General features: G+C 73.4%; 8 protein-coding genes. 4 read left to right on the top strand and 4 right to left on the bottom strand.

Translation table 11 applies throughout. From position 1 onward, the window contains the following. Positions 1-10: 10 nt before the first annotated feature. From ACIQWG_RS02940 to ACIQWG_RS02930, 3 genes are read right to left on the bottom strand one after another with little or no spacing between them, the layout of a single operon-like run. A complete protein-coding gene (locus ACIQWG_RS02940; RefSeq protein ID WP_404089531.1) occupies positions 11-2944 on the bottom strand; it encodes a hypothetical protein in 2934 nt (977 codons plus the stop codon). A gap of 2 nt (positions 2945-2946) precedes the next feature. Further along, positions 2947-4794, bottom strand: coding sequence for an HSP90 family protein (locus ACIQWG_RS02935; protein ID WP_404089529.1), 1848 nt, complete (start codon positions 4792-4794; stop codon positions 2947-2949). 60 nt (positions 4795-4854) lie between these two features. After that, positions 4855-5841, bottom strand: coding sequence for a hypothetical protein (locus ACIQWG_RS02930; protein ID WP_404089528.1), 987 nt, complete (start codon positions 5839-5841; stop codon positions 4855-4857). Positions 5842-6037: 196 nt separating this feature from the next. Here ACIQWG_RS02930 and ACIQWG_RS02925 point away from each other — a divergent pair, with 196 nt between their 5' ends. The 4 genes from ACIQWG_RS02925 (at position 6038) to ACIQWG_RS02910 (ending at position 11442) form a co-directional block, all read left to right on the top strand. Beyond that, positions 6038-6709, top strand: coding sequence for a hypothetical protein (locus ACIQWG_RS02925; protein WP_404089526.1), 672 nt, complete (start codon positions 6038-6040; stop codon positions 6707-6709). 64 nt (positions 6710-6773) lie between these two features. Further along, entirely contained in the window at positions 6774-8483 is a 1710-nt protein-coding gene (locus ACIQWG_RS02920; RefSeq protein WP_404089524.1) for an ABC transporter ATP-binding protein, read from the top strand. Continuing rightward, positions 8480-10267, top strand: a complete 1788-nt coding sequence (locus tag ACIQWG_RS02915; protein WP_404089522.1) for an ABC transporter ATP-binding protein — start codon at positions 8480-8482, stop codon at positions 10265-10267. Before ACIQWG_RS02920 ends, ACIQWG_RS02915 begins: the two co-directional genes overlap by 4 nt. A 107-nt stretch (positions 10268-10374) precedes the next feature. Continuing rightward, entirely contained in the window at positions 10375-11442 is a 1068-nt protein-coding gene (locus tag ACIQWG_RS02910) for an iron-siderophore ABC transporter substrate-binding protein (RefSeq protein WP_404089521.1), read from the top strand. 59 nt (positions 11443-11501) lie between these two features. Here ACIQWG_RS02910 and ACIQWG_RS02905 read toward each other — a convergent pair whose 3' ends face one another. Next, the gene (locus tag ACIQWG_RS02905; protein ID WP_404089519.1) at positions 11502-11711 is read right to left on the bottom strand and encodes an MbtH family protein; all 210 of its coding nucleotides are present in this window, start codon (positions 11709-11711) and stop codon (positions 11502-11504) included. Positions 11712-11734 lie beyond the last annotated feature (23 nt).

The following is an 11734-nucleotide window of genomic DNA, read 5'->3' as shown; positions in this document are numbered from 1 at the left end:
CACCGCCGTGTCAGTCCTCGTCGCGCAGCTCGGCCGCCAGGGAGATCAGGGACTCGGTCTCCTCGGTGTGGCCCAGGGCGGTCAGGCGGGCGATCGCCGCGTCGAGACGGGTGAGGGCCGGGGCGGGGCGTTCCAGGTAGATGCCCTCCACGGCACCCGCGAGGCGGACGCACTCGGCCCACTCGCCGGCGCGGTCGTCCTCCTCTCCCGGCTCGCCGAGCAGGGCGAGGGCCTTCTCCAGCGCGGCCAGCGCCTTCTCGTACTCGCCGACGTAGGCGTGGACCCGTCCGTGTTCGTAGGCCAGAGCGGTGTCCAGGGAGCGGCCGCGTGCCTCGTACGCGGCGGCGCGGGCCTCGTCCGCGATCCGGCCGGCGTCGGCGAGGTAGCCGAGGGCGTCGGCCAGGCCGTCGGGGCCCTGCCGCTGGGCCTGGAGCCGGGCGAGTTCGCGCAGGCAGTTGCTGAGCTGCTCGAAGCGCGGGTCCTGGGCGTGGGCGGCGAGTGCCTGGTCCGCGGCCTCGCGGGCGGCGCCGAACTCGCCGGACTCGCCGAGGAGTACGGCCGTCTCCGCGGCGATCATGGCGTGGCTGCCCGGGTCGTCGTCCCAGCCGGCCGACTCGGCGGCGAGGGCGACGAACTCCGTCGTCGCGGCCTTGAGGTCCTCTCCCGCTTGCAGTGCGCGGGCTCGGGTCAGGCGCAGCTGGGCGACCAGCCGGTCGTCCAACTCACCGGATGTGACGTCCGGTTCGGCCAGCAGGGAGTCGAGCAGGGCGATGCAGTCCTCGACCCGGCCCAGGTCGAGGCTGAGCTGAGCCGCGTTGCTGTAGGAGCAGAACGCGTCCGTGCGGCTGCCGCGGCGCAGTTCCACCTCCGCGGAGCGGGTCAGGTGCCGCAGGGCCTCGTCGGGGCGGCCCAGGTGCATACAGGCCTCGGCCAGATCGCCGTGGAGGCGGCTGGTGTCGATGGCGTCGGCCGGCCATTCGGCGGCGAGTCGAACGCCCTCGGCCAGGTCGGCGTGTGCGGCCCGCGCGTCCCGGAGGCCTAGCTGGAGGCGGCCGCGCAGTCCGAGGGTGCGGGGCAGGTGCCAGGCGGGGCCGTGCGCCCTCAGCTGGTCGATGAGCGCGTCGATCTCGGTGACGGCGGCGGGCAGGTCGCCGGAGATGGCGTGGGTGCTGGCCCGGAGCAGCAGGGCGCCGGAGAGCTGTCCGGCGAGGTCGTGCCGGGTGGCGAACGCGTGCAGCTGGTCCACTTCGGCGAGGACCGGTGCGACGTGCTCCTCGCTGCCCGAGGTCTGAAGGCGCAGGCCGAGCGCGGTCGCCCGCAGCCGCAGCAGGCGTCCCTCCTGGAACGGGGCGAGGCCGGACGCCTCCTCGTGCAGGCGGACCATGGACGTGTGAGCGGCGGTGAGCGCGGCGATCTTCGCCTCGGCCGTGTCCGCGCCCACGGCGGGGAGTTCGGCGGTGGCGAGGAGGGCGCAGGCGCGGCTGACCGCGGCGTGACCCGGTTCTCCGGCGTCGTCGTACAGGGCCGCGGCCTCCTCGTGGAGTTCGGCGGCGACGGTGTACTCGTCCTTCTCGCCCGCCCGGCTCGCCTCTTCGGCCAGCAGGTCCGCGCGCAGCCGTACGAGCGTGCCCACGGCCGGGTCGTCGGGGTGGGCGTACTCGCGCGCGGCGACGAGGGTGCGCAGCCGCGCCCAGCAGGTCAGTGCCTCCGGATGTCCCTGTTCGTCCAACTCCCTCGCGCGGACGATGAGTTCGGGCAGGGAGTCCGGGACAACGGAAGCCGTCCGGGAGGTGGGCGCGGCGACCGGGGCGGCCGGGGCGACGTCTTCGAGGCCGCGGGTACGCAGGGTCAGTTCCAGTGCGTCCAGCAGCGGGGTCCGCCGGAGACGGGCCGTGCGGCGGTCGGTGTGGGCCGTGGTTCCGTTGCGTGCGTCGAAGCGGGCGGCGAGGTCGTCGGCGCGGCCGCGCACCTCGGCACGCAGGCCGGCCACGGTCCAGACGCGGCCCGCGTATCCGGCGGCGGGCAGTTCGCCGTGGCCGAGGTCCTCGACGCGCTGGAGGAGGACCTCGACACCGGTGAGGAAGCCGAGCTGGTCCAGCGGCGAGTCGACCTCGTCGAACATGCTCCGGTTCTCGGCGAGCAGTTCCAGACCGCGTCCCTCGTTGCCGGTCAGCGCGCAGAACTCCAGGTGCCGGCCGACCTCCTGGGACATCGAGGGGTTGCGGCGGCAGCTGCGGTAGCCGGCCAGGTGCAGTTCGCGGGCCCGGTCGGTGGCGCCGGTGCGCAGCAGGGGCAGCAGCGCGTAGGAGATCGAGCGGGCCGGCTCCTCCTGGCAGGACTCCTTCCCGGCCAGGACGGGCTCCCAGGCGCTCAGCGCCCGCTCGTCGTCGCCCGCCTCCAGGTGGTGCAGGGCGCGTTCGCAGATCTCGCAGGCCTCGCAGTCGCTGAGCCGGGTGCGGGTGCGGCCCGCCCACAGTTCGTAGGCGAGGGTGGTGTCCTCGCCGACGTGGGCGGTGAGCTGGTACGCCTGTCCGTAGTAGGGCTGGAGACCGAGACCGGCCTTCTCGTACCGGTCGCGCATCTCCGTCAGCCACTGGCGCAGGCTGGTCAGTGGTATCTCGGGCAGCTGACGCAGGGCGTGGCCCACCCACTTGAAGCGCCAGAACAGCTGGTGGCGCAGGCGGTCGTCGAAGACGTCGGGCTGCTCGTCGAAGAGGGTGAGGAGCCGGGCGAAGACGACGGGCGACTTCCGGGGTTCGGAGCCGTAGGTGTAGGCCTCCTGAAGTTCGAGGAGCGCGTGGACGAGCGGGAGCGGCTCCGCGAACTGCTCGGCTGCGTCGACGAGTTCCTCGGCGGTGACGGTGCGGGTGCGGCCGTAGGGGCGTGCGTCGTTCTCCTGGAGCGCCTGGTACAGCTCGTCGGTGGTCTGGGGTGCGGTCGGCATCGTCAGCTGTCCTTGCGGAGGGCGTGGGCGAGAAGGTCGAGGAAGGAGCGGTTGATCAGGCTCGACTCGGCGGGCCTGAGCGGGCGCCGGGACAGCATCGCGGCCTGCCCGTACAGGGCTTCGGCGCTGGTGCGGGCCAGCTCGGGCTCGTCGATGGCGACGGCGGTGCGGACCAGCGGGTTGAGCTGGTTGAGGATCAGCTGGGCCCGCGGCGCCTCCTGCCGCAGGGCGCCGAGGATGTCGCCCCACAGACCGCCTTCCTGCTCACGGGCGAGCTGGGAGCGGGTGCGCTCGTGCCGGGCCTCGCGGCTGTCGATGAGGAGGGCGGGGGCGGAGGCGGGCTGGAAGGTGCGCAGGGCCACGTCGCAGTCGAAGACCGCGAGGGCGTCGCGGGCCTGGGCGAGGTAGGCCGCGGCGGCCAGTTCCGTGTCCCGGTCGACGGGGTCGAGGTGGGCGGTGAGGGTCGCCGGGTCGAGGTCGGCCACACTGGCCTCGGGCCTGATCTCGGGCAGCCGGTGGACCAGTTCTCGGTCGTAGGTGTAGCCGCCGTTGACGACGCCGAGTCCGGCGGCCGAGGCGATCGCCGCGACCTGCCGGAACTCCTCCACGCTGGAGGTGACGAGCACGGTGCGGTGGGTGCGCGCGAACTCGTCGAGGGTGGTGTGCCCGTCGGTGGTCTCGAACGGCAGCCAGGGCAGCAGCATCCGCAGGATCTCGTCGTCGTGCACCGCGAGCGACTTCACGGCCAGGTGGTGGGCCTGGAGGAAACGGGCGAGCAGGTCCGGGTCGCTGGCCGCGGCCCGGGCGATCCAGGCGCGCAGCCGCTCGGCGAGGGCGTCGCGGACGGCGGCCAGGGTGTCGTCCTCGTACAGGGACTCGCGGGACGCCGTCGGGCGCAGGCTCTCCGCGTCGACGACGCAGCGCACGAAGAACGCCCAGTCGGGCAGGATCTCCTCGGCCTGCTCGGACAGCAGCATGCCCTTGACGTGCACGCGATGGCCGTGCCGGCGCCCGGCCGGCACCGTCTCGGGCAGCACGCACGCGATGCCCTTCAGCCCGACGGCCGGCAGGTCCAGCTCGATGGTGTCCAGCGGGGTGAACCCGAAGACCTGCTCGCCGTACGCGGCCAGCGCGCGGGAACGGGCTCCCGGCGTGGGGTAGGCACCCGCCCAGGGAGCGGGCTCGGGGTTGATCCGCGCGCCGGGGCCGCCCGTGCCGTCGTCGAAGGTCACGGGGTGGCGCAGCAGGGAGCCGAAGTGGCGGGCGAGCGCGTGCACCTGGGCCGGCCGGGTCCACTCGCCGGCGTCGGCGCGCGGGGTCAGCGTGACGGTGGTGCCGGGCCGGGGGCGGGCGGAGGCGGGCAGGGTGCGGACGGTGTAGCTGCCGTCGCCGCGTCCTCGCCACTCCACGGCGGGGGCGTCGGGGGTGCGGGCGGAGCGGCTCAGTACGTGGATCTCGTCCGCGACCAGGAAGCAGGAGAGCAGGCCGATGCCGAACTGGCCGATGAAGTCACCGCGTTGTTCGGCGATCCGGTCGGCCCGCTTGCTGCTGCGGCCGATCGTGGCGAGGAAGGTGTGCACGTCGGCCTCGGTGAGGCCGACGCCGTCGTCCTCGACGCGTACGACGGATCCGTCGGCGTACAGGCGGATGCCGAAGGCGTCGGCGGACGCGGCCGGTTCGAGGCCGTGCCGGGCGGTCAGCGCGTCCACGGCGTTCTGGAGGAGTTCGCGCAGATAGACGCGGGGGCTGGAGTAGAGGTGGTGGGAGAGGAGATCGACGAGGCCGCGCAGGTCCACCTGGAAGGTGCGGTCGGCGCCGGCCTGGTCTACGGCGGTTTCGGGCAGAGTCATCGGGCAGTCCGGAGTGGGAGGAGCGACGTGTGGCGGGGGCGGCCGCTGGGCCGGGGGTGGTCAGGCGCGGCGGTGGTGGCGGGCGAACTGCTTCTCGGGCTCCGCGAAGTAGACCCAGGGCCACTTGGTGTAGGCGCCGTCCAGGGTCTGGAAGACCCGCCGGACGGTGTGGCGCTCACCGGCCAGCGACAGGGCCATGGCGAACATGTTGAAGTCGTTCTGCCAGCCCGGACGCCAGGTGTAGGCGGGGTGGAGGATGCTGTGGTCGGCCGCCTGCCGCAACTCGGCCTGGATCGCGGGGGTTTCGAGGCAGTCACCGCGGTCCGACTCGACCCAGTCCTCGATGTGGGCCATGGCGATCACACAGCCGAGGCGGTGTCCCTGCGGGGCGCGGGCGAGCGCGTCGCGGGCGAAGGCCAGCGCCTGGCCGGGCTCGCCGCCCCAGCGGGGCTGCGACTGCGACACCCACTCGAGGTGGGTCTCCAGGTCGAGCGGGTCGCGGCGCAGGGCGGCGTCGCGCCGGGTCTCGTTGACGGCGGACCCGAGTGACATGCCGCGACCGGAGGTGAGGAGGCGGCGCCACGGCGTGATCCACTCCGGCCGCAACTCGGCGGCTTCGAGGAGCTGTTCCTCCGCGATGTGGAGCCGCTCGTGGAAGACACGCCACTGGTCCTGGGTGACGTTCACGGCACGATCGGAGGTGCGGGCCTCCCAGCCCCAGCTGATGTGGCGGGCCCCGGATATCAGCAGGGCGGTCGCCCGGTGCTCCTTGTCCTCCTCGACGGCCCGGCCGATCCACTCCTGCACATGGTCCAGTTCGGCGAGCTCGCCGAGGAGCAGGTGGTCGCGACCGAGATCGAACAGGGCGAGCGCCGCCTTGACCGCCTCCCAGTCACGGGCGTCGGCGGCCTCCACCACGGCGAGCACCCGAGCGTCCCCGAGGGCGCGCAGGGTGTACATCCCGTTTCTCTGCCGACGTGGCGCGGGAAGGACATGCGGATCCGCCGCCGGTCTCTCCGCACCCCTACCGAACAGCTTGCCGAACATGCCGCGCCCTCCCCTGGTCCCGCGTGATCTTCGGGGTGCAGCATAAACGCCACCACTGACACCACTTCCACAGGGTTTTCACGGGGGCTTCACGGGGCGCGAGCGCTTCACGGGCCCGGTGACACCCGGGTGGCAAACCGCTGACACACCACGCTCCCGTATGCTTAGGTAAGCCTTACCTAAACGGGGAGTTGTCGTGGACCTGGATGACGGAGAAGGCCCCGCCTGCCGACTGACGGACTGGGCCGACGGCGTGCTGGAGCGGCTCGTCGCGCAGGACGAGCTGGACGGCGACCTGCGCACCGCTCTGGGGCTGGGTCCGAGCCTGCGCGAGGAGACGCTGGCCCGCATGGCCGAGGCCGTGCGGGCGGCGGCGCTCGGGCTAGGGCCGGCCGGCTGCGCCACGGCGGCGGGCATCCCGGAACGGCTCCTGAGGGACTGGCAGGCGCACAATCCCTCGTTCGCGGCGGCCATGGCGGGCGCGAGCGCGCTGGCCCGGTCGCACTCCCCCGGCGGCAACGGCAAGCCGGGCGCGCTGTCGCCGACCGCGTTGCGCGTCCTGCTCAAGGCGATCCGCGCCGGCGCGCGGCACTCGCCCGCCGCCGCGGTCGTCGGCATCCCCGTGCGGGCCCTCAACGAACTGCGCAGGAAACGCCCGGAGGTGAACGCCCTGGTCCTCGCGGCGCGACGCGCCCGGCCCAAGCGGGGCGACAGGAGGGGCGTTACGGCGTACGAGCACAGCTACCGGCTGGTGCGCCTGGACGACGCGACCGCGGCCGTCCTCGAGCCGGACGCCGTCGAGTCCCACCTCGCCGACTCGGACACAGCCTCGAATCCTCACGGGGCTAGCCGAGCCGGGGAGTTGTAGTTAGCCTTACCTAAGTTTGTGCGCATGGTGTCAGCGTGCTGTGAATCCCGCTCCGGAGGGATGCGTGAGAAAAGCGGACCTGCCGGGACGGAAAGTCCTGTGGCGCGCGGTGCGGGAACAGCGCCGTGACGTCGTGCTCGGTGCGGTGTTCGGCATGGGCCATCAGACGGGCGAGGCCCTCGTGCCGGTGCTCATCGGCCTGGCCGTCGACCGGGGTGTCGTCGACGGTGACATCGCCGGACTGCTGCTGTGGCTAGGTGTCCTGGCCGTCGTCTACGTCGGGCTGTCCTTCAGCTTCCGATTCGGCGCGCGCGCCGGCGAGCGGGCCGCCGTGACCGCCGCGCACCGCCTGAGAACCGAACTGATCGGGCGGGTCCTCGCCCCCGAAGGAGGCGCGGACGAGGGCCGGTTGCCCGGCGAGGTGGCCAACACCGCGACCGAGGACGCCCGTCGCGTCGGTGCCGTCATGATGGCGCTGGTCGTCGGCGTCGCGGCGGCCACCGGCCTGGCGGTCGGCGCGGTCGTGCTGTTGCGCGTGTCCCTGCCGCTCGGAGGGCTCGTTCTGCTGGGCACTCCCCTGCTGCTGTGGCTGGTGCACCTGCTGAGCAAGCCCCTTGAGCGGCGCAGCGAGACCGAGCAGGAGCGCGCGGCGCGTGCCTCCGGCGTCGCGGCGGACCTGGTGGCCGGGCTGCGGGTGCTCAAGGGCATCGGCGCCGAGCACGCGGCCGTCGCCCGCTACCGGCGGGTCAGCCGGGACTCGCTGACCGCGACCCTGCGCGCGGCCCGCGCCGAGGCGTGGCAGAGCGGGGTCGTCACCATGCTCACCGGCGCCTTCCTGGCCCTGGTCGTACTGGTCGGCGGTCGGCTGGCCGCCCGCGGCGACATCGGCCTCGGCGAACTGGTCGCCTCCGTCGCGCTGGCCCTGTTCCTCATCGGCCCGCTCTCCGAGTTCTCCTGGGTCAACGCCGAGCTGGCCCAGGCACGCGCGTCCGCCGCCCGGATCGCCGAAGTTCTCGACGCCGAACGCGCCGTGTCACCGGGCCCGTCGTCCGGCGACCCCGTGCTGCGCCGGGTGGAGGGCCGACTGCGGCTGCGGGGCCTGTCGTTCGGGTCGCTGCGGGGCGTGGATCTCGAACTCGCGCCCGGCGAGAAGGTCGGCGTGGTCGCCGCCGATCCCGCCGACGCGTCGGCGCTGTTGCGCTGTCTCGGCCGCCGCGCCGACCCGGACGCCGGTGCCGTGGAACTGGACGGGACGGACCTGACCACGCTGGGCCTGGCTCAGTCGCGCGCCGCTCTCCTGGTCGCCGAGCACGACGCGGACCTGTTCGAGGGCACGCTCCTCGACAACGTCGCCGCCGCGGCGAACTCCCGTACCGGGGCGCCCGTCACGGCCGCCGTCGCCGCGTCCGGCACCGAGGAGGTCGTACGCTCGCTGCCCGACGGCCTCGACACGGCCGTGACCGCGCGCGGGCACTCGCTCTCCGGGGGCCAGCGGCAGCGTGTCGCCCTGGCCCGCGCGCTGGCCGCCGACGCGCCGGTCCTCGTTCTGCACGAGCCCACCACGGCCGTCGACGCCGTCACGGAGGCGAGGATCGCCGCGGGCATCAGGGACGTGCGCGCCGGCCGCACCACGCTGCTGGTCACCACCAGCCCCGCACTCCTCGCGGTGACCGACCGGGTCGTCCTCCTCGACGGCGGCAGGGTGACCGCGAGCGGCCGCCATGAGCAACTGGTCCACGACCGCGCCTCCTACCGTACGGCGGTGCTCACATGACCCGGTCCCAGGCGGCGCCGGCCGACGGCCCCGCCCTGCTTCCCGTCGCCACCCCGGCGCGCACCCGGGCCGCGGTCGCCGAACTGCTGCGCCCACAGCGGTCCTTGGCCCTGACCGCGTTCGCCGTCATGGTCGGCGCCACGGCCGTCGGCCTGCTGGTGCAGCCACTGCTGGGCCGGATCGTCGACCTGGCCGCCGACCGCGCGTCCGCCGACGCCATCACCACCACGGCCGCGCTGCTCGTGGCCGTCGCCGTGGCGCAGGGTGTCACCTCCGGATTCGGTCTTTCGCTGATCTCCCGGCTGGGCGAGACCACCCTGGCCCGGCTGCGCGAGAAGTTCGTGGAACGGGCGCTCGGTCTGCCGCTGGAACGCGTCGAGCGAGCCGGGGCCGGTGATCTGACCGCCCGGGTCACCGCCGATGTGTCCCTGATCGCCGAGGCGGTGCGCAACGCTCTCCCGGAGCTGGCCCGTTCACTGCTGACCATCGTCCTCACCCTGGGCGCGATGGCCCTGCTGGACTGGCGGTTCCTGCTGGCGGCGCTGCTCGCCGTGCCCGTGCAGGCGGCGACCGCGCGCTGGTACGTCGCCCGGGCCGTGCCGCTCTACGCCGAACAGCGTGCCGCCGCGAGCGCGCAGCAGCAGCAACTGCTCGACACCGTCGCGGGCAGTTCCACGGTCCGGGCGTTCCGGCTGGAGCGGGAGCACGCCGAGCGGGTCACCGAGCGGTCCTGGTCGGTGGTGGCGCTGACCATGCGTGGCGTCCGGCTGGTCCTGGGCTTCTACAGCCGGCTGCACATCGCCGAGTACATCGGGCTGGCCGCGGTCCTGCTCACCGGCTACTGGCTGGTCCACCGGGGCTCCGCGTCCATCGGTACGGCGACCGCGGCGGCCCTGTACTTCCACAGCCTGTTCGCGCCCGTCAACGCCGCCCTCGTCCTCCTCGACGACGCCCAGTCGGCCACCGCCGGGCTGGCCCGGCTCGTCGGCGTCACCGACCAGCCCCCGCCGCCGAAGGCGGCCCGCCCGGTCCGGACGGGCCGGGTCGAGGTCACCGTGCACGCGCTGAACCACGCGTACCGAGCCGGGCATCCCGTCCTGCACGACATCGACCTGACGATCCGGCACGGCGAGCGGGTGGCCCTGGTGGGCGCGAGCGGAGCCGGCAAGACGACACTGGCCAGGCTGGTCGCCGGCATCCAGCCGCCCACCTCCGGCACCGTCCTGGTCGGCGGCGTCCCCCCGACCGAACTCGGCGCGGACGCCGCCCGCCGCACGGTCGCCCTGATCACCCAGGAGACCCACGTCTTCGCGGGCCCCCTCGCCGACGACCTCCGCCTCGCCAGGCCCGACGCCACCGACGACGAACTGCGGGCCGCGCTCGACCGCGTCGACGCCCTCGCCTGGGCCGAGGCGCTGCCCGACGGCCTCGCCACCGTGGTCGGCGACGGCAGCCACCGGCTCAGCGGCGAACGGACCCAGGCGCTGGCGCTGGCCCGGCTGATCCTCGCCGATCCGCCGCTGGTGATCCTCGACGAGGCCACCGCCGAGGCGGGCAGCGCCGGGGCACGAGCCCTGGAGAAGGCGGTCGCCCGGGCCGTCGACGGCCGTACCGCGCTGATCGTCGCGCACCGTCTCAGCCAGGCGGCCACCGCCGACCGCATCGTCGTCATGGACGCCGGACGTGTCGTCGAGACCGGCACGCACGACGAACTGCGTGCCGCAGCGGGGGCGTACGCCGCCCTCTGGCAGGCGTGGTCGGACACCCGGGACACCGCCGTATGAGCCCGCGCCGCGTGAAAGGCGCCGGATGAGCCCCACCGCACCACCCCGTAGTCACACCACCCCCCGCATCGCCCGGCTCCACAGGAAACGAAACCGAAGGACCACCGATGTTCCGCTCCCGCAGAGCACCACGGCTCGCCGCCGTGCTCGCCTCCGTCCTCCTGCTGTTCACCGCGACCGCCTGCGGCGGTGACGACTCGGACTCCGGTTCCTCGGATGCCGGGGCGAAGGCGAGCGCCTCCGGCGAGTCGGCCTTCCCGGTCACCATCGCCCACAAGTACGGCAGTACGACGATCGAGTCCGAGCCGCAGCGGATCGTCACCGTCGGCCTCACCGACCAGGACGCCGTCCTCGCGCTCGGCAAGGTCCCGGTCGGCACCACCGAGTGGCTGGGCGGCTACAAGGGCGCCATCGGCCCCTGGGCCGCGGACAAGCTCGGCTCCGCCGAGGCGCCGACCGTGCTCAAGGACACCGGCACCGGCCCGCAGGTCGAGAAGATCGCCGCGCTCAAGCCGGACCTGATCCTCGCGCTGTACGGCGGGCTCACCAAGGAGCAGTACGAGTCGCTGTCCAAGTTCGCACCCGTGGTCGCCCAGCCCAAGGAGTACAACGACTACGGCATCCCGTGGCAGGAGCTGACCGAGAAGGTCGGCCAGGCGCTCGGCAAGCCGGACGAGGCGAAGCAGGTCGTCGAGGACACCGAGGCCAAGATCAAGGCGGCGGCCGAGGAGCACCCCGAGTTCAAGGGGGCGAGCGCGGTGATGGCGACGCCCTACGAGGGCATGTTCGTCTTCGGCAGCCAGGACGCGCGCTCGCGCATCCTGACCGACCTCGGCCTCACCCTCCCGAAGGACCTCGACAAGGCCATCGGTGACCAGTTCGGCGCGAACATCAGCAAGGAGCGCACCGATCTGCTCGACCAGGACGCCGTCGTCTGGATCGTCGGCGATGTCACCAAGGACGCCGACAAGCTGCACAAGGACGCCTCGTACAAGGACCTGGCGGTGGTGAAGGAGGGCCGGGAGGTCTTCGTCCAGGAGACCGGCGACTACGGCAACGCCACGTCGTTCGTGTCGGCGCTCAGCCTGCCGTACGTAGTCGAGCGGCTGGTCCCGCAGCTCGCGGCGGCGGTCGACGGCAAGGCGGACACCAAGGTGGAGCAGCCCGCGTCCTGACGCGGGAAGCCGCAAAGGGGGTCGGCCGAGCGGCCGACCCCCTTCTCGTGCGCCCCGGTTCAGCCGTCCATGGCCTCGGCGAGGCTGCGCGGCCGCATGTCGGTCCAGTGGGCCTCGACGTGGTCCAGGCAGGACTGCCGGGCCGCGGGTCCGTGGACGACCCGCCAGCCGGCCGGTACGTCCGCGAAGTCCGGCCACAGGCTGTACTGGTTCTCGTCGTTGACGAGCACCAGGTAGGTGCCATCGGGGTCCTCGAACGGGTTGCTCATGCTCTTCCTCTCCTCATGGACTT

It is taken from the genome of Streptomyces sp. NPDC098781 (assembly GCF_044759995.1).
GTDB lineage: Bacteria > Actinomycetota > Actinomycetes > Streptomycetales > Streptomycetaceae > Streptomyces.
This window is presented reverse-complemented; position numbering and strand designations above follow the sequence as displayed.

Bases quoted from the DNA above. Each gene is read 5' to 3' on its own strand.
- ACIQWG_RS02940 (WP_404089531.1), bottom strand. From the start codon at position 2,944: ATGCCGACCGCACCCCAGACCACCGACGAGCTGTACCAGGCGCTCCAG.
- ACIQWG_RS02905 (WP_404089519.1), bottom strand. From the start codon at position 11,711: ATGAGCAACCCGTTCGAGGACCCCGATGGCACCTACCTGGTGCTCGTC.
- ACIQWG_RS02935 (WP_404089529.1), bottom strand. From the start codon at position 4,794: ATGACTCTGCCCGAAACCGCCGTAGACCAGGCCGGCGCCGACCGCACC.
- ACIQWG_RS02915 (WP_404089522.1), top strand. From the start codon at position 8,480: ATGACCCGGTCCCAGGCGGCGCCGGCCGACGGCCCCGCCCTGCTTCCC.
- ACIQWG_RS02930 (WP_404089528.1), bottom strand. From the start codon at position 5,841: ATGTTCGGCAAGCTGTTCGGTAGGGGTGCGGAGAGACCGGCGGCGGAT.
- ACIQWG_RS02910 (WP_404089521.1), top strand. From the start codon at position 10,375: ATGTTCCGCTCCCGCAGAGCACCACGGCTCGCCGCCGTGCTCGCCTCC.